Origin of the sequence: Paenibacillus campi (assembly GCF_034659835.1) — a bacterium.
In the GTDB taxonomy this organism is placed as follows: Bacteria; Bacillota; Bacilli; order Paenibacillales; family Paenibacillaceae; genus Saccharibacillus; species Saccharibacillus campi.
Genome location: NZ_JAXSQZ010000001.1, coordinates 441,501 through 460,332, shown reverse-complemented (window position 1 = coordinate 460,332; position 18,832 = coordinate 441,501). Strand labels below are relative to the sequence as shown.

The 18,832-nt window shown below is 47.0% G+C and carries 16 protein-coding genes and 1 riboswitch; of the genes, 1 reads left to right on the top strand and 15 read right to left on the bottom strand.

What is annotated here, in order from left to right:
• Positions 1–5 precede the first annotated feature (5 nt).
• Positions 6–1,196 (bottom strand): PLP-dependent transferase, encoded by a 1,191-nt coding sequence (locus U1I11_RS01770; RefSeq protein ID WP_322903290.1) that lies wholly within the window; start codon positions 1,194–1,196, stop codon positions 6–8.
• A 171-nt stretch (positions 1,197–1,367) separates the two neighbouring features.
• Positions 1,368–2,309, bottom strand: coding sequence for a homoserine O-acetyltransferase MetA (metA, locus tag U1I11_RS01765; RefSeq protein ID WP_322903289.1), 942 nt, complete (start codon positions 2,307–2,309; stop codon positions 1,368–1,370).
• A gap of 147 nt (positions 2,310–2,456) precedes the next feature.
• Positions 2,457–2,593: riboswitch (SAM riboswitch) on the bottom strand.
• Positions 2,594–3,037: 444 nt separating this feature from the next.
• Between metA and corA the strand changes: the two genes are divergently transcribed.
• Positions 3,038–3,973, top strand: a complete 936-nt coding sequence (gene corA / locus U1I11_RS01760) for a magnesium/cobalt transporter CorA (RefSeq protein ID WP_322903288.1) — start codon at positions 3,038–3,040, stop codon at positions 3,971–3,973.
• Positions 3,974–4,471: 498 nt separating this feature from the next.
• Here the strand turns inward: corA and U1I11_RS01755 are convergent, their stop codons facing one another.
• The 13 genes from U1I11_RS01755 to U1I11_RS01695 form a co-directional block, all read right to left on the bottom strand.
• Positions 4,472–7,723: an HAD-IA family hydrolase gene (locus U1I11_RS01755; RefSeq protein ID WP_322903287.1), complete on the bottom strand. Its 3,252-nt coding sequence runs from the start codon at positions 7,721–7,723 to the stop codon at positions 4,472–4,474.
• Positions 7,724–8,318: 595 nt separating this feature from the next.
• Positions 8,319–8,780 carry a disulfide oxidoreductase gene (locus U1I11_RS01750; protein WP_322903286.1) on the bottom strand — a complete coding sequence of 154 codons (462 nt, stop codon included), beginning with the start codon at positions 8,778–8,780 and terminating at the stop codon, positions 8,319–8,321.
• A 5-nt stretch (positions 8,781–8,785) separates the two neighbouring features.
• Positions 8,786–9,553 carry a DsbA family protein gene (locus U1I11_RS01745; RefSeq protein ID WP_416235578.1) on the bottom strand — a complete coding sequence of 256 codons (768 nt, stop codon included), beginning with the start codon at positions 9,551–9,553 and terminating at the stop codon, positions 8,786–8,788.
• Positions 9,546–10,445, bottom strand: coding sequence for an ROK family protein (locus U1I11_RS01740; protein ID WP_322903283.1), 900 nt, complete (start codon positions 10,443–10,445; stop codon positions 9,546–9,548). Before U1I11_RS01740 ends, U1I11_RS01745 begins: the two co-directional genes overlap by 8 nt.
• Before the next feature lie 262 nt (positions 10,446–10,707).
• Complete coding sequence (locus U1I11_RS01735; protein WP_322903282.1) at positions 10,708–11,820, bottom strand: phosphodiester glycosidase family protein; 1,113 nt, start codon at positions 11,818–11,820, stop codon at positions 10,708–10,710.
• Positions 11,817–12,677: a 5'-3' exonuclease gene (locus tag U1I11_RS01730; protein WP_416235458.1), complete on the bottom strand. Its 861-nt coding sequence runs from the start codon at positions 12,675–12,677 to the stop codon at positions 11,817–11,819. Before U1I11_RS01730 ends, U1I11_RS01735 begins: the two co-directional genes overlap by 4 nt.
• 96 nt (positions 12,678–12,773) lie before the next feature.
• Positions 12,774–13,244, bottom strand: coding sequence for a GNAT family N-acetyltransferase (locus U1I11_RS01725; RefSeq protein WP_322903278.1), 471 nt, complete (start codon positions 13,242–13,244; stop codon positions 12,774–12,776).
• Positions 13,245–13,392: 148 nt separating this feature from the next.
• On the bottom strand, positions 13,393–13,755 hold the full coding sequence (locus tag U1I11_RS01720; protein ID WP_322903277.1) for an arsenate reductase family protein: 363 nt from the start codon (positions 13,753–13,755) through the stop codon (positions 13,393–13,395).
• Between the two features lie 271 nt (positions 13,756–14,026).
• Positions 14,027–15,049, bottom strand: a complete 1,023-nt coding sequence (locus U1I11_RS01715; RefSeq protein ID WP_322903276.1) for an RluA family pseudouridine synthase — start codon at positions 15,047–15,049, stop codon at positions 14,027–14,029.
• 391 nt (positions 15,050–15,440) lie between these two features.
• Positions 15,441–16,007 (bottom strand): cob(I)yrinic acid a,c-diamide adenosyltransferase, encoded by a 567-nt coding sequence (locus tag U1I11_RS01710; protein ID WP_322903274.1) that lies wholly within the window; start codon positions 16,005–16,007, stop codon positions 15,441–15,443.
• A 447-nt stretch (positions 16,008–16,454) separates the two neighbouring features.
• Positions 16,455–17,015, bottom strand: coding sequence for a hypothetical protein (locus U1I11_RS01705; protein WP_322903272.1), 561 nt, complete (start codon positions 17,013–17,015; stop codon positions 16,455–16,457).
• A 245-nt stretch (positions 17,016–17,260) separates the two neighbouring features.
• Positions 17,261–17,482, bottom strand: coding sequence for an aspartyl-phosphate phosphatase Spo0E family protein (locus tag U1I11_RS01700; RefSeq protein ID WP_322904461.1), 222 nt, complete (start codon positions 17,480–17,482; stop codon positions 17,261–17,263).
• A 138-nt stretch (positions 17,483–17,620) separates the two neighbouring features.
• Positions 17,621–18,823: an aminotransferase class I/II-fold pyridoxal phosphate-dependent enzyme gene (locus tag U1I11_RS01695; protein ID WP_322903271.1), complete on the bottom strand. Its 1,203-nt coding sequence runs from the start codon at positions 18,821–18,823 to the stop codon at positions 17,621–17,623.
• Positions 18,824–18,832 lie beyond the last annotated feature (9 nt).

Below are 18,832 nucleotides of genomic sequence, written 5' to 3'. Positions count from 1 at the left end.
TTCATTCACGCTCCTTCGACTTCAAGGCGAGCAGCTTCCAACGCTGCCTCCAGGTCGGCAATGAGATCATCGACATGTTCAATCCCAACCGAGAAACGCAGCAGACGCTCATCCACACCGATCGCTTCACGAATGTACTGCGGGATATCCGCATGGGTTTGCACGGTTGGATACGTCATCAACGATTCCACACCGCCCAAACTTTCCGCAAACGCAATCAGCTTAATATGACGCAAAATCGGTGCGATATAACGCGCATCGGTCACTTTAAATGAGAAAATACCGGTATTGCCACTCGACTGCCGCTTTTGTACCTCATGCCCCGGATGATCCGGCAAGCCTGGATGGAACACCTCGGCAATTTGCGGATGCTGTTGCAAATGTTTGGCGATCGTAAGCGAATTGTATTCATGACGCTCCATTCGCAGCGCCAGCGTTTTCATCCCTCTCATCAGTTGATACGAATCGCTTGGCGATAGCACGCCGCCGATAGAGTTGTGTAGGAAAGCAATCTCCTCCGATAGCTCGGTGCCTTTCGTAATGATCAGTCCTGCCAACACATCGTTATGACCGCCAAGATATTTGCTCGCACTGTGAATGACGATATCCGCTCCCAGCTCAAGCGGACGCTGGAAAAATGGCGTCAGCAGCGTATTGTCCACAATCGTCAGCAGTTTATGCTGCTTCGCCCAACCGGTCACCGCAGCGATGTCGGTAATCATCATAAGCGGATTGGTCGGTGTTTCGATAAATACAGCACATGTATTGTCCTGCCGTACACGTTCCAGCGCTTCCAGATCATTCGTATCGACATACGAAGCGCTCACGCCGAATTTGGACATAATGCGTTCCAGCAAACGATACGTGCCACCATACAGATCAAGCGAGACGATCAGATGATCGCCCTGACCGAATAGCGCGAAGATCGTTTGCAACGCTGCCATACCGGAACTACAGGCAAAACCGGCATCGCCTGCTTCCAATTCCGCTGCCGCTTGCTCCAATACTGCGCGTGTCGGATTGGTCGTACGAATGTAGTCAAAACCGGTGCTTTTGCCAAGCTCTGGATGACGGAATGCGGTCGATTGATAAATAGGGAAATTAATAGCTCCTGTTACCGGCTCCTCCACCGATCCGATCTGAGCCAGCCGGCTTTCAATAGTAAGCGATGATTGCTGATTGTTTCTGTACGTCATTCGTTACGTCCTCCTCCGATATCTCACTTCAATGTACTAAATGTAATCCAATCGCTACTACGACTGTTAACCATGTATCGATTGCAAACGCTCGCTATTGTTACGAACAGAGCGATCCGCTGCAAGCGTCAGCATCTGTACTGTATACCATTTCAAATGGTAGATAGCCTGTTAAATCGAATACAGCCCAGCTTCCACTTTCTCGTTTTCCAGATCGTACGGTGTTTCCTGGTACACATAATAGTTAAGCCAATTGGAAAAGAGCAGATTAGCATGAGCGCGCCATTTGGATGGTGGCGTGCGGGTCGGATCATCGTTTGGAAAATAATTTTTCGGAACGGCGATATCCATGCCTTTGGCGATATCGCGATCATATTCCCATTTGAGCGATAACGGATCATATTCCGAATGACCGGTCACAAAAATCTGTTTGCCATCCTGCGTCGCTACGATATAAATACCAGCTTCTTCAGACTCCGACAAAATTTCTAGTTCAGGCACATGTTCGATATGTTCGCGCCGCACTTCGGTATGGCGTGAATGCGGTGCATAATACCATTCATCAAATCCGCGCAGCAACGGCACATTGCTTTTGTTCAATGTGTGCGGGAAGACGCCAAAACATTTCTCCGGCAAATCGACCTTAGGCACGCCAAAATGATGATACAAACCCGCCTGTGACGCCCAACAAATATGCATCGTTGACGTTACATTCGTTTTGCTCCAATCGAAAATTTCCTGAATTTCCTCCCAATAGTTCACATCTTCAAACTCCATCGTTTCGACCGGCGCACCGGTAACGATCAAACCGTCAAAGCGCAGATGTTTTACTTCAGGAAATGTTTTGTAAAAAGCATTTAAATATTCTGCCGACGTATTTTTGGAAATATGGGAACGGGTATGCAGCAAATAAATATCGACTTGCAGCGGGCTGTTACTAAGCAAGCGCAACAACTGCGTTTCGGTCGTTTCCTTCGTTGGCATCAAGTTCAGCAAGGCGATGCGCAGCGGACGGATATCTTGCTGGTAGGCACGCGATTCGTCCATTACGAAAATATTTTCTCCGGTTAGAATTTCCTTTGCCGGTAAACTGTCTGGAATTTTGATTGGCATTGTCATTCACTCCTTGTAAGTAGTTGGTCATGCAATGAACAGCGTGCCCGGATTGTGAAAGGAGCTGCGCAAATACGCAAAAAGACCTTTCTCCATGCAGGCTGAGAAAGGTCGTATCCGCAAACAAGTTGCGTCTATATAGCGCCTCTCTCATCTGTCAGCAGATACCAGATACTTCATCGTAGGATGTACCTGTATCTCTGCTAGAATTAGCACCGTACAGTATATGACTGCCGGTTGCCGGGCTTCATAGGGCTAGTCCCTCCGCCTGCTCTTGATAAGATTCGCTGTATTTGATTGTGGGTTAAAACTGAAAGAATGGAATTACTTATACCATAATTTATACTACTTTCACACCTATCGTCAAGGGGGTGTGACGCCGATAAATAAGTTATGCAGCAGCGGAATGATTTAAACTTGAAAGCCTGCTGTCTCCACGGTATACTTAACAAGTATTTGACGTATTTTCATGTTTTTCATAAAACATTGCGTATACGATATCATTCGAATTTTATGATAAAGAGGTGAATTTCAAGATGGAAGGCGACCCGAGGACGAGCTTACATGGGCACTATACACGGTTAAAGGAATGGAACGACAATAGGATACCGAAGGAGCGCGCCATGTTGAAAAGATAATTTTCATATAATAGCGAGGCTTTACAAAAGTGTGTACAATTGCCGTCTCTTTTCCTACTCATTTACGATGAAAAAGGAGCAGAGCATACTATGAAAATTCGGCACGTAAACGCCGGCAATTTCACGCTGGTTGAAGATGTTAACGAAACACTGGTTGCACCGGAGGAAGGGTTTTACTGGATTGACGCTGGTCTTGATGATCTGATCTTGCTTCAACCTCTCTTTATGCTGCATGACCTGGCGGTTGAGGACATGATGGGCGATGAGGAGCAGCGGCCAAAAATTGAAATTTACGAAAATCACTACTTTATCGTCGTGAACAGTATTCGTTTCGACGATGAGGAGATTTTTTTGCGCGCACTGAATATTTTCCTCGGACGGCATTTTATCATTACGATTACTAAACAAAAGATTAGTGAGCTGCGTGCGCTCAAGCCGATTTTGTGGGAAGAAGAAGTTAGCCGTCCCGATAAATTTATGTACTTGCTCGTCGATCTGGTCGTCGATAACTATTTTACCGTCGGTGATCGAATCGAGGATCAGATAGAACGGCTGGAAGAAAGTATTTTGATGAGTACAAAAAAGTCGCATTTGAACGAAATTATCGGTTTGCGCGGTGAGATTTTGTGGCTCAAACGTGTGCTTGGTCCACAGCGTGAAGTCATTAATACACTGAACAAAAAAGATTTGCGGCTGATCGATGATCAATTGCAAAAATATTTTAGCGACGTGTACGAGAATGCGGTCAAAGTGTCCGAGATGTTTGATACGCTACGCGATCTGATGGGTAACTTACGTGAAGCGTATCAATCCAGTATCGCTAACCGGGCGAATGAAATTATGCGCGTGTTTACCGCGATTACGACGATATTCATGCCGCTGACCGTTATTACTGGTATTTACGGGATGAACTTTGAAAATATGCCGGAGCTGCATTGGAAGTTTGGCTACCCGATGGTAATCGGCATTATGATCGTGCTCGGTCTGACGATGTTTTTTACGTTTCGCAAAAAGGATTGGATTTAAGGATTGTTTTCATCTGTTGAGCATATATACTCATTGATGAAAAAATTTAGTAAAAAAAGGGGATTCAAATGATAATAACTCCAACTTAAAAAAGTTGGGGTTATTATCATTTCTACCATATACACAGTAACAGGGAATTTAAAATCAATTAATTATAAAATATGTATGCTGATGATGATTGCATTTTAAAACTAAATCAACATTTTTACATAAAATACGTTTACTACATTAAAAGGTGCACAAATAAAAAAAATGTTTTATCGCTTTTTCTTTTAATCGCAATTATTGTGCTGTAAGGATTCAATAGGAGATACATCTCCAATTTTTGCAATAGCAGTCAAATAGCACGGACACAATGCTAATAAACTTTATTTGTTCTCAGCTTGTTAATTTATTAGACCCCTCTTATTTGCAAAGAGGGGTCTTCAGGGGTAGATTTTAATACGATATAACACCTTTAATGTTGTTCATTTTTCATAACTATTAATGTGTAATTTATTACGGAATTTCCATCCAGCGTTCCATCGTCTCCGCATTTAAATGCTCCAAACTCGCAACGGTAAAGTGAGCATGATCCATAATATGGTGCAAGCTCACACCGATCGTTTTCATCCCTGCCTGGCGTACCGCCTGCAAACAATCCGCTGAATCTTCGATCACCATACAATGATACGGATGGATACCGACCGACTCCGCGACGAGAATAAAGCCTTCTGCATCCGGTTTAGGATGGGTAATATCCTGTGCTTGGACGATGGAAGCAAAATAATGATCCATTTCCAGCCGCTCCATAATGCGTCGTGCATCTGGACGATCTGATGTCATTAGTACTGCTACATTTTGTTCGCGTAGTTGAATCAGCAGCTCCTCTACACCAGGCAGCAGAAACTCGCGCTTCAACTGCTCTACATCCATCGTTTCCACACGTAGTACCGGCGCTTGAATAGGGTCGGCATGTACGATCTGGTCCGACTTGGCTGCGGTTTGTGCTGCTTCCTCTTGTTTGGCTGTAGCGGCAACCGCTTCTTGATCGGCAGCATCGTTCTTTTTCAGCCGTTTTTTACCGGCACCGCTCGCCTCCTTCTGTTTGGCATCAGCATGGCGAGTAGCTGCATCCGCTGCTTTATGATGCGTCGTCCCGGCAGACGGGTCGCTCTCGTCTGGCTCATTTGTATGCTCTTTGGCAGTCGCATTAGCTATTTGAGCTTGTGCTGCAATGGATGGACTCGGCATATGTGCATTGGTGGCATCGTGCGTATCATCGGCTGCCGCCGCTGCGCTCCCTATTGCCACCGTTGCTTCCTGCTGTGCAGCCGTTTCCGACGATGCGACTGGTGTAGCATCCGGCGCATACGCTTCAGCGTAGCTTGTATCCTCCATAGTTGGCATCGGAATAAGCACGCCTTCCAGCCCGAAAATGACCGCTTTTAGCACCCGGTTTTTAATTTCCAGCGGCTTTGTCATCGCTACCATATGGTGCTCGTCATAATGACCGATCATTAGCGGCTCACCACGGATGACACGATAAGTCGTTATATTTTGCTCAATGTTAATCTCAAGCAGACGATGTTGGAATTGTACACGGAAGCTATAACGCGTCCAATTAGGCGGCAATTTCGGTTCAAAATGCAACATACCATCATATTGGCGCATCCCCGCAAATCCGCCCACAATCGTCAGCCAGCTACCCGCCATCGAAGCGGCATGAATACCGTCTTTGGCATTGCTGTGAAAGTCGTCCAAGTCCATCCGTGCCGATTGGATAAAAAACTCGTAGGCAGGGTCCATCGTGCCCAGCTCGGCAGCTATAATCGCATGAATCGCTGCTGACAAGGACGAGTCATGTGTCGTAAGCGGCTCATAATAGGCGTAATTACGCACTTTTTCAATCTTTGTAAACCGATGACCTAACATATACATCGCCAAAATCAAATCCGCCTGCTTTAACACCTGATGACGGTAAATGACGAGCGGATGGTAATGCAGCAACAATGGATATTTATCGGCAGGCGTATTTTCAAAATCCCAGATGCCTTTGTCCAAAAACGAATCGTCCTGACCGATCAACCCGCTCTGACGGTGAATATAGATCGCATCAGCAGCGCGTTCCCACACATCAATCTCCTCATCGGTCAGTCCCATCGGGCTGCCGATCATCGCTTCATGGCTTGCCGCATCGTCTTCACGCCATTTTTTCAGCTTACGTGCCGTAAATTCCAATTGGTCTTTGACCATCATATTTGTGTACGTATTGTTGTTAACGATCGCCGTATATTCATCCGGCCCGGTTACGCCGTTAATACAAAATCCTTTGCCTGGAATCCAGTCGCCTACCGACAGGAAGAAGCGGCATGTTTCCACAAGCATTTCCAGCCCTTTAGTACGCAAAAATTCCTCATCACCAGTCGCTTCAGCATATTGAATGACCGCATGCGCCACATCTGCATTAATATGGTATTGTGCGGTGCCACCAGGATAATAAGCGGACACTTCTTCACCGCCGATCGTCCGCCACGGATACAGTGCACCAAGCGCCGCCATCTCCACCGCACGCTCACGTGCTTTTGGCAACGTATGGTAGCGGAATTCAAGCAACTGATGCGCCAATTCCGGCTGTGTATACAGGAAAAATGGCATAATATACGTTTCCGTATCCCAGAAATAATGCCCTTCATACCCTTCACCGGTAATCCCTTTGGCAGCGATATTCGTTTTGCCGTCACGACCGACCGATTGAAACAGATGAAAGGCGTTAAAGCGTAACCCTTGCTGTAATTTCTCATCGCCTTCCACTTGGATATCCGCTGTTTCCCAGAATGCATCCAAATGCTCTTTTTGCAGCTTGGCGAGTGTGTTAAAGCCGTCTTTGCGCATATCGTCAAGCGTAGACTCAGCAAGAATCGGCAAATGCGCTGGCTCATAGTCACGGGATGTATAATAGACGATACTTTTTTCCAGCACCGCTTCCTGATCCTGGTTCAAGTTAAACACAAAATGCTTTTCAATCCGTTGCTCTTGTTGTTCGGTTTTTAGTTCATATTTGTGATTGGCACGATGATCGGCAGCACAATACAGATTGAACTCTGTCTCCGATGTGCGCTGCTCCAGCGCCATCCGTGTGCCTCCGCTTAAATTGCCAATCGTTTGCAACACCTGTCCGGTAAATGCTGCGCCTGCACGTGGATCACCTTCGCTAATCTCGTTGTGTACTTCGCCGTTCAGCGCGGATACAAGCGTAATCTCACCGGAGAAATTAAGCGGTTTGACCGTATAACGGATCATCGCCATATGTTTATTTTCAAATGAAACGAGGCGTTCGATGCAGATCGAGATGCATTTGCCGCGCCCGCTTTCCCATGTCATCCGGCGTGTCAATATACCTGTCTGCATATTAAGCACACGCTCGTAATCGATAATCCGCCCAGCCATCATATTAAAACGCTCGCCTTCGATCCATAGCTCGATAATTTTGCTGTCGGTTACATTGAGCATCGTCTGCCGCTTGCGTGCATAACCGTACGCTTCCTCACCGTAAATAATATCAGCTGAATCGTAAAACCCGTTCAGGTATGTACCGTTCAGCGTATCGATCTCCGGCACATCCATGCCTTCCTCAAAATGCCCGCGCATCCCGATATAGCCATTGGCAACGGTGAATACCGTTTCACTTCTACGGTTGTATTGCGGATTGAATGAAGTCTCGCGGATTACCCACGGTTCCACCTCATAAATAGTTGATCCTTCTCTCATATGGTCATTCCCCTTTCCTCGTCAAGCTGGTAGATGTGCTGTTATCACTTGATTATTATCGATGCTATTTGACCACCGCCACGCTCCGGCATTGCCGGACAAGGTGCTGATGATATCGTCCTGTTGAAGGTCATACGGGTGCTATTCATTTATTAACCACATTTTGAAGTGGAAAGCCCTTACAAAAAATATTAACTTGTTTAATAGCGAAATTAAAGTGGAATATCGGTGGAAGATTGTATAGTTGAGTAAAGGGGAAAAGCGCTTTGGTGAATGAATTTTGTTGCCCAAAGGTAGAGTATGCACCGATCGTAACTAAAGCGTGCATGCAAACCTGACGTGCTGGGACAAACACCACTGCGGTACGGAATAAAGGGACGAACTCCCGTCTTGCCCAGGAATCTACCGCTTAGGACGGAATGTAGATTCTTTAGCGCACTTCAAAGAGGAAGGAGCAATCGAACAACAATCTTAAACAAAAACAGTTCCCTATTTGGATAAAATAAGGAACTGTTTTCGTTATAAAGCTACTTTTAACATTGATCGCTCACATTATTTCAATGTGGCTAGTACTAGTTTATTTCATCTGCGCTGCCTACTCCGCATCTTCCGTGCCTTCGACTTCATCATACGCACGGCTGCCTAGCCAGAGCAATACAGTGATAATGGCAAAAGCGACCATTGCCATGAATGGGATCGTGATGAAGCCGAGGAATTCGAAATAATCTTTGCTGCAGGATACGCCGCCGGTGCATGGGGCGATTTCATCCAGTGCAGGAATGTGCTGCTTGGCATAGTGATAAATTGCGATCACACCACCGATGATGGTCATGGGGATGGCATAGCCTACGATGCGGCGATCGTTACGATATGCGGCGATACCAAGCAGAATAACCTGCGGGTACATAAAGATTCGCTGATACCAGCATAGCTTGCACGGTTCCCAGTGGAGTACATCACTCAAAAACAGACTGCCTCCAGTGGCGATAATAGCAACAATCCAGGCGATGTACAAATAATATCTCGACAAAAACAGCTTAAAGCCGCTCGTCTCCATATCGGTCAGCCCTCCGATCCGGTTTGATTGCCAGCGTCAGCCTGCGCTTTTTCAATCGCTGCTTTCAGTGCATTATAGTCGCCCAAATCACCGGTATACTGCACACCATTAATAAAAATGGACGGCGTACCCGGAATGTTCAGCTCCTGCCCTTTTTTAAACTGAGCATTCACTTGATCAGCATACGTTTTGTTGTCGATATTTTGCCGCAGCTTGGTCGTATCGATGCCTAGCTTGGCATCTTCAGCCAGTTTAACGAGATAATCGGGTGTTGCCCATTCGGTATTTTCATCTTTTTGATGGGTATAGATTTCATTTAGATACGGCCAAAATGCAGCGCTTTTCTGATGATAGACCGATTCCGCAGCAAGTGCAGCCGTCGTGGAATCCGGACCGATAAACGGGAAATTGGCAAAATACAGTGAAGCAACGCCTTTATCGACGAAATCGGCTTCGATTTTGGGCAGTATTTGTTCATTGTACATTTTGCAGATCGGACATTTAAAATCGGCAAATTCCACAATTTTGACCGGGGCGTTGGCATTGCCTTTCATCGGCATTTGGCTGTAATCAAATGTCGTGCGAATGCCTTCGGTTTTGTTATTCGGAATAAGTATAATGAGTGCAACGACGACGGCAATAACGACTACCGTACCGATCATAAGGTTACGCATCGTTTTGCGCTGACGCTCTTGTTCCTGTTGTTTGTACGCCTGTTGTTGCTGGCGCTTCATTTCGGGATTGCCTTTCTTTTTCTGAGTTGGCTTAGCCAATCGTTGCACCTTCCTCTCCCTCAAGTGCGAGTTTCGCCAGTGCGATTGCGCCGCATAGACCTGCATTATCGCCAAGTTCCGGATAAACGATATATTGATCCAGCTGCTGCGACAAGCTTGGATGCTGAACGTAACCGTTTAACAGCTCGCTTAGTTTAGTGCGAATGAGCGGGAACAATTGCTCCTGCTTCATCACGCCGCCACCCATAATGATTTTTTGCGGAGACAAGATCAGGACGTAATTCATCAGCGCCTGCGCCAAATAATACGCTTCCATTTCCCATGCCGGATGATCGGGAGTCAGCTCGGAGCCTTTCATATTCCACCGTTTTTCGATCGCTGGGCCAGCAGCCATACCTTCTAGGCAGTCACCATGATACGGGCAGAAACCTTCAAATGTATCATCCGGATGACGACGCACGAGAATATGTCCCATTTCTGGATGAGACAAACCGTGCAGCATTTTACCGCCTACAACCGCACCGGCACCGATGCCTGTACCGACCGTAATGTAAATACAACTGTCCAGCCCACGCGCAGCGCCCCATGTATACTCGCCCAATGCCGCACCATTGACATCGGTATCAAATGACATCGGCACTGAAAAATGCTGTTGCAGATGCCCCACCAAATCGAACTGACCCCAGTGTGGCTTTGGCGTCGTCGTTATGTATCCGTACGTCGGACTGCCCACAATCGGATCGATCGGTCCAAACGAACCGATCCCGAGCGCTTCGATACCTTTGCCTGCAAAAAAGGAAACGACATTTTGCATCGTAATTTCCGGCGTTTCGGTCGGAAAGCTGGCACGTTCCAAAATTTGCCCGTCCTCTGTTCCGATTCCACATACGAATTTGGTACCGCCTGCTTCAATTGCTCCAAGTTTTCTCATCAATCATGCGTCTCCTTTGTATCATCCTTATGGATGACCAATAATAAGTATGTGCAGGCTCTTTAGCATAACGCATCTATATGTCGACTGGATGTCAAACCGTCATACGATGCGATAATGCCAAGAGCCGTAACATGTGAACCGGAATAAAACGATGCGTGCAGCGCCACAATTCAGCAACCGAACGATGATTTGCCAGACTCTGTATGCAATCAATCCAGATTGTGTAGACTGTGCGGATGCCCGCATGAAACATTATGCCTTAATTGCCGCTACCGCCAAATAAAAGTGCATTGCTGAGCAAACGACCTGGTGAAGTGACGACTTTACCGCCAGCGATCATGCCGGAGGAAGCGCCTCCATCCAAATTCATCGCTTGTACTGCGCCCAGCTTTTGCATCACCGCTGCCCATTGCTTCATCGTAGCACCGGAGACGGTAGCGATCATGACCGAACCGTCCGCCATAATCGCAATTCCGCTGCGTGCGCCAGAAGCGTTTAAAATTTTCGGGTCTTGAAACCCTTCGGCGGCGGCATTCAAAGTCAGCTTACGATCGGTTACGAGCCTTGGGCCTGCGCCAACCGCAGTAACTACATTTTCCCACGGAATTGCTTTGCCGTCGATATTGGTATAACGAATATCCATCGTAACTTGAGCGCCGACGACAAAGCGGTCTGCCATCGATTTCATATCGCCGGTAAATACGAGCACATAACCGTTGGATGGAATCGCAGTGTTCGTATTATTCGCTTTGGCAACGACTTTGCCTTGACGCACCGTTACCGCCACACCGACATGCGAACCGGTAGTCGCACCGCGATCCGGTGTGTACACAATCGATGTGCCGGTCGCTGTAGTGGACGGTGTGCGATTAAACCACACCGCATACCAGCTAGATGAACGCCCTTGTGGTGGGGATACATTGCCAGACACCTCAATACGCAGTGAATCCATCATCGCCGTACCGTTTGCTGTAAAACCGATCGTTGTGCCATAGCGCCCGATATGCTGCAAGCGACCGCCTGAAATTAACGTCCCGTACGGATCAGGCGGCCCGCCATACGAGTCAAAAAAGGCACCGTTAATGCCTGCTTTCGCCCCATACGAGGAAGCGATCGCCGCCAGCGAAGCGGTATGACCGATCTGATGATCGGCAAGCCCGATCGCAGTGGCAGTTCCTTTCGGAATGCGCACCGTTTTAACTGCAAAGCTGCGCCCTGCCGCTTTAACGGTGACGGTATTGGCGCTAAGAGCGCTGCCGGCAGCTTGTACCGGTACAGCGGGAGCGATCGACACTAGTCCGGTCAGCATAATCAGCACAAGCAGCAACGCTAGTAGACGCTTGTGTCTCCCTATTAATGATTGTGTGCTCAAAATACGCCAACTCCCAGCATGGAGCATAAACTTTTGATTTCAAGCTCCTCAAATTTATCGATAATTTTGTGATCTTCGAGCAGCAATAAACATTCATCGGTTGTGCATACGACCGGTACTTCACGATGAATGGTCGCGAGGCGCCGCGACAGATGCAACATATCGAGATCGGCTTCGATCTTTTGGCGCACCGATGGAGTCAATTGCTCCAAATTGTCCAAAATGCCTTCGATCGAGCCGTATTGTTTGACGAGCTTGACCGCCGTTTTCTCACCGATGCCTTTGACACCTGGATAATTGTCGCTCGTATCACCCATTAATGCCTTCATATCGATCATCTGTTCCGCCGTCAACTCTTTTTCTTCTAGCAGTGATTGCGGTGTATACACTTTGTAATTGCCATAGCCTTTTTTCATAATGATGACGCTTGTGCGTTGATCGACAAGCTGCAACATATCATGGTCACCCGTCAAAATCATCACTTCCATGTCCGGTTCCAGCTCACGCGCCAGCGTACCGATGCAATCATCCGCCTCATAGCCTGGTGCGCTTACATTCGGAATGCCCATACTTTCGGTCACTTCCCAAATCAGATCAAATTGCGGAATCAGATCATCCGGTGCAGCTGTCCGATTGCCTTTATAATCGGCAAACTGCTCGCGCCGAAACGTCTGTGTACCGAGGTCCCAGCAGCAAGCGATATGTGTCGGCTCATATAAACTAACCGCATCCCATAAATAACGGACAAATCCATAGATCGCATTGGTCGGAATACCCGCCTTCGTACGACGAATATAGCCGGTCTGCGCCGTTGCATAATAAGCGCGGAACAACAGTGCCATTCCGTCAACGAGCATCATCTTTTGTTGTTTCGGTTGTGTCAATTTCATTCTCCCCTATACGTGTAAACCGAGTTTGATTCTATCATACCGAATTTGGTTGAAGCTGTACAACTATTCACAACGTTTTATGTGTAACTTCATAAACACGTCCACTTCATCCTGTTCACTAAGCGTAAAACCATAACGTTCATACAGACGACGCGCTGGGCTGCCTTGCAATACATTAAGCATAACCGATCGTCCATGCAGCTTCGGATCGGACAGTACTTCGGCAAGCACATGACTGCCGATGCCTTTGCCTTGAACGGCTGGATCGATATAAAAATGCTCCAAAATATAATCGGCATTATCCCCCGGACGCAAAGTGATACAACCAGCAGGCGTTTCATCGACCATAATGAGCCGTGTATATTCCGGTTGAAATACGCTCAAAAAACGCTGGCGTACCCGCACTTCATCATACCGATGCAAACGTGTCAGGTCTGCTTTTAATACGATCGCACGCAGTTCGGCAATCCAGTCTGCATCTGCCAATGAAGCAGTTTGCAGGCGATATCGTAGATATGAATCGGCATTGGACATAACAAAAACTCCTCCACATAGTTTAGGAGGAGTTTATCATGTCTTGCTAATCGAATAAAAGCATATATGCGGACACAACTATGATCATCTACACGCTTTGTTTACTGGCGGATCGTTCATCTTTGCTATTCGTCGATATGGAAACGATTTAGGCTTTCCACGTCTGTTCGTACATGTCTGCTTTAAAACCAACGGTTACCCGATCACCGTCGGTCACGATTGGACGCTTGATTAGCTTGCCATTTTGCGATAGCAATTCCAATTGTTCCTCTGCGCTCATCGTAGGCAGTTTGTCTTTTAAGCCGAGACTTTTATACACTTCACCACTTGTATTAAAAAACTTCTTCAACTCCACCTCACTATGTTCCACCAACTCGCGCAATTGTTCAGCGGTTGGCGGCTCATCGACGATATGGATCAAATTCAGTTCATGCCCTTGCTCTTTTAGCCATTTGATGGCATTGCGGCACGTGCTGCATGGTGGATATTGATAGACGGTTAATTGGCTCATGGCGTTAATCTCCTTTTAGATAACTCGGTAAAGTGGTGTATGATCTTCATAAAAATCTGTGAATAGATAGGTTGCGGTATCTCATTTACGTGAATTATGAACATATCCTAACCGTTTCACTTACTATTGGATGAAGGCAAGTTAGTCGTTTCATTGTACATTAGTTTCGATATCGTTTAGTTTGCATATCCTTTATTACCGTACACTTTAATTACAATATAGATTATGTTAAGTCATTCGGTTTCCAGCGATTGTTGGGCTTCTTTTACCGCTATTGCTTCACTTCGCGCAGTCGCTGATCTAGCAGCGCCAGATCGGCTGGCAAAGGCGCTCTAAACAGCAGCGATTTCCCAGTTGCCGGATGCGTAAATCCCAGCTCATATGCATGCAATGCCTGACGATTTACGATACGATCGAGCGCTGTCATACGTCCCGCATCGGCAGCATTTGCCTGTGGTGCCAGCTCATTGGTTGCGGCATAGCCGTACATCGGATCACCGATTAGCGGACAGCCGATATAGTTCATATGCACGCGAATTTGGTGCGTGCGCCCGGTTTCCAGCTCTAGCGATACAAGCGCCGCGTCATGCTCCGCAAATGACTCCAACGTCACATAACGGGTCGCCGCATCATAACCATCCGGTGTCACGACTCGAATATGGGGATGTTCAGGATGGCGGTCGATCGCTCCTTCAATCCGACCGGATAACGGTTGTGGCTGATGATGCACATAGGCCTGATACGATTTGAACACTTCGCCACGAATCATCTGTTCGGAAATATGCTGATGGGCATACGGGTTTTTGGCGATTGCCAGCACACCGGACGTGTCCTGATCAAGCCGATGTACTGGACGAAAGCGGAACTGCACGCCCTGCTCTTTCCAATAATGTACTACACCGTTTGCGAGTGTGTCGGTATAATGCCCATGTGTCGGATGTACGATCACCCCGGCAAACTTGTTTACAATTAACAAATGCTCATCTTCAAACAAAATATCCAACTCCATCGGCTGCGGCAAAATATCGTCCGAGCTTTCACGCAACATGCGCACTTCCACCACATCATTGCCATTGACTTTATGATCAACATAGACGCGCTGTCCGTTCAGCTCGACACCGTGCTGCGTCATTTTCAGCCGTGACAATAGCTTGCGCGAAATGCCCATCCGACGATTAAGGATCGTTTTGAGCAGCATGCCTTCATCTTGAGGCTCGATTGTGTAGACGATGGGCGGATAATAATCGTCTGTACTCGGATGGCTGTAGCACTGCTGTTGTTCATGTTTATTCATATTGCTCGGTATCCCTCTCCTTCATTGCTGCATTCGGCATCATAATGAGCCTGATAACTTGCGATCTCGCTAGTGTTAACATAACAAGCGGCGTTATACTGCAATGTGACGGGCGCGTACGCAAACTTGGTGTGTTGGGACAGACGCCATTCCAGTACGAAATAAGCGAACAAACTCCCGCCTCGCACCGGAATCTACGGATGAGGAATGAATATAGATTCTCACATACTTCGCATCATACGAGTTTGCGTACACGCCCGATTAGGCTGACCAGCTTACATTCAGTGTCTGATTCACTCGATCTTAATGAAACATACACTCGAATCGTAGCAGAAGAACAGCGCTGCTCTGCAATAGCAAACTACTTATTTAACGCGGTCAGCCTACTAACTTAATCGCGCCGAAATACACGCGCACTGCGCACATATTCCACATCCGCCACACCGGCACGTACATTAGCAGTACGCGCAATGACAAAAAAGTAATCCGACAGCCGGTTCAAATATTGCCGTACTGCCGGATTGATCGCATATGTTGCCGCTAGTGTGACGACACGTCGCTCCGCACGGCGGCAAACGGTGCGACATACATGCAGCGAAGCTGCAAGCGCACTACCACCAGGCAAAATAAACCGCTCTAACGCCGGATTTTCCTCCTCATAACGATCGATCCATTGCTCCAACCGTGTCGCCAGCGCAGCGTCCACTTTGTAACGATCCTCCGCCAGCTCTACAAACGCAAGATCAGACCCACAATCAAACAGCTCCTGCTGAATATGAATCAGATCGTCCCGCAAATCCGACAATGATTGCTCCACCGCCAGCGCAGCCGCTTGTCCGACAAAGCTATTCAACTCATCGATTGTACCATACGCTTCCACCCGCAAATCGTCTTTGCGTACACGCCCGCCAATGACTGACGTCTGCCCTTCATCCCCTGTACGTGTGTAAATGTTCATGTTGAGCCTCCTTTTGTTATGCTCGCGCTTTTGCGTGCTTGCTCACTGTCTCTTATAGGTGAAATGATATAAGTTTTACACTCCTAAAGCAAAACAAGCCACTATATGAGCATACGATCTGCACATTTTTGTGGCTTTACAGAACATATTGTTGATCGTTTTATTTAAGACCAATAACAGATTCTGGTTAAGAAGTTTTTGATTTAAATAAATTATTTTTGATCAATTCTTTGCTAGTAAGGTCTAGTTTAGAATAAGAAGCTTCCAACAACTTTTTTTTATTTTCAAAATCAATCCAGTAATTACCTTCTGGACTACGAGCATTATGATTAACAATAATTTGCCAAGCATCATAAGATCATCTCGCTTCATACGAATATGAACTACTATGCACCACAATTTTATAGTTACGACAGCGCTTCTAACATATTGCTTTCTACATCTAGCCTACTCCGTCAGCGCCTTCAGCACCTTGACCGCTTTATCATGATTCGCAAAAATCGGAATGGTCGCGTACAGATCATCGCCTTTATAGCCGATCGCTTTAAATGCGGACATCTGACTTACCGGAATCGCAAACAGATGATCGGTCTGTTTTGCTTGATCGGTATCGTTTTCATTAGCAGCACCTTTCGTAACACCGCCTTTGTACGTTTTCGCATCAAAATCATGATCCAGCACCATATGACCGCCATTGAGCGCATAACCTTTCATATCGGCTTCCGGCAAAATAATAATATCGTCTTTACGATCTACATATTCCAGCACGAGCTTTTCCGCCGAATAAACCGGCGTGGTGCTGACGATAACCTTCATATTAGCGCCTAGCTTTTGCTGCAAATTTTTGCCGATCGCATCGGCATATTGTTGTGGAAAGCCGTCTTTGCCCATAATAAAAATGTTCACTACATTCGGATCGGTAGCGCTTTCGTCGCTACCGCAGCCTGCCAAGATGGCGATCATACTTATCGCCAGTATGCCAACGATTGCTTTTACCCATGCTTTCACCGATGTTCCCCCTTCAACGTAACTATTTCTCATCATACCATATCCATAACACGCAAAAAAAGAAGACCCTTCACCAGGGTCTTCATCCGCAAAAAAGCCATTACATCGGGTTCCCTAATCTAGCTTACCCGTTCCAACTGCTAACGTTCCAGTGCCGTTATTATGTTATGTATAAAATTGCCTCTAGTTGCTACTGTTACTGTTCTGATATCGATTCCATGTCTGTAGTTAGAGTGCGATGAAAGCTAATTTCCTGGTTGGCGATGGTAACGCATATGCATGTACTCATTGATTTTAATATCGAGCAACATGCTAACTTCAAGTACATCTTCCACAGTAAACGATTGTTTTTCGATAAACATTTGCTCCATCCGTGTGCGAAGCATATGAATCTCATTTTCCAGAGAAATGAATTGCCTCGCGTCGTCCGGTTGCTGTAGCCAGGCTGTTTTCGTTTCCGACAGCATAAGTCCTCGGTACATTGGTACCGAATATTCAGCACAATACAAGTAATTCCCTCCTTATAAACAAAAAATTCCTGCTTCCGAAGACCTATTATAGCACAGGTGCAACGAAATGGAAGCAGAAATTTGTTGGGATGGAAATTATTTTATTTTGTGCAAAAATGAACCTATCCGTTCTAACGCTTCGGTTAGCTGAGCGACCGATGTCGCATACGAGCAGCGAATAAAGCCTTCGCCGCCGAGACCGAATACCGTACCTGGCACGGCAGCTACGCGCCCTTCCACGAGCAATTGCTGGGCAAACTGCTCGGATGTAAGACCGGTAGAGCTAATGCTTGGGAATGCATAAAAGGCGCCTTGTGGCTCATGGCATTCCAGCCCGATGCTGCGGAATCCGTCTACGATAAGACGGCGACGACGGTTATACGACTCCACCATCTTGTCCTTTTCTTCCAGTCCGTTCGTAAGAGCTTCCAGCGCTGCCACCTGACCCATGACCGGGGCGCACATGACGGTGTACTGGTGAATTTTGAGCATGGCGGCAATCAGATCGGAATGTCCGCACGCATAGCCCATCCGCCAGCCGGTCATCGCAAACGCTTTGGAAAAGCCGCTCACAAGAATCGTACGATCTTTCATACCCGGAATCGCAGCGAAGCTAACATGCTTCGTGCCATAAGTCAGTTCGGCATAAATCTCATCGGAAATGACGATCAGATCATGCTTCTCTACCACTTTGGCAATCGGCAACCAATCTTCGTATGTCATAATCGCACCTGTCGGATTGCTCGGGTAACAAAGAATCAAAATTTTCGAGCGCGGCGTTATGCTTTTTTCCAACGCTTCTGCCGTTAGTTTGAAGTTGTTCTCAGCAAACGTCTCGATGCCGACCGGCACACCACCACCGATCGCCGTAATCGGAGAATACGAAATATAACAAGGCTCAGGGATCAATATTTCATCGCCCGGCGCGATCAATGCACGCAATGCCAGATCGATCGCTTCGCTGCCGCCGACCGTTACGAGCACTTCGTCTTTGGGATCATACGCTGTTTTGAATTCATTTTCCAAATAACCGGCGATCGCTTCGCGCAGCTCTGGCATACCGGAATTGGACGTGTAACGGGTATAGCCACGCTCTAACGAATAGACGCACGCTTCGCGCACATGCCACGGCGTAATAAAATCCGGCTCGCCCACACCGAGCGTAATAATGTCTTTGCTGGCGCTCACCAGATCGAAAAATTTGCGGATACCGGAAGGCTGGATGCCACGAACGAGCGGGGACAAATACGACTCCATCGATTTCTGCTCGCCGGCAGTCTGATCTCGGTTGACAATCATAGCATTCAT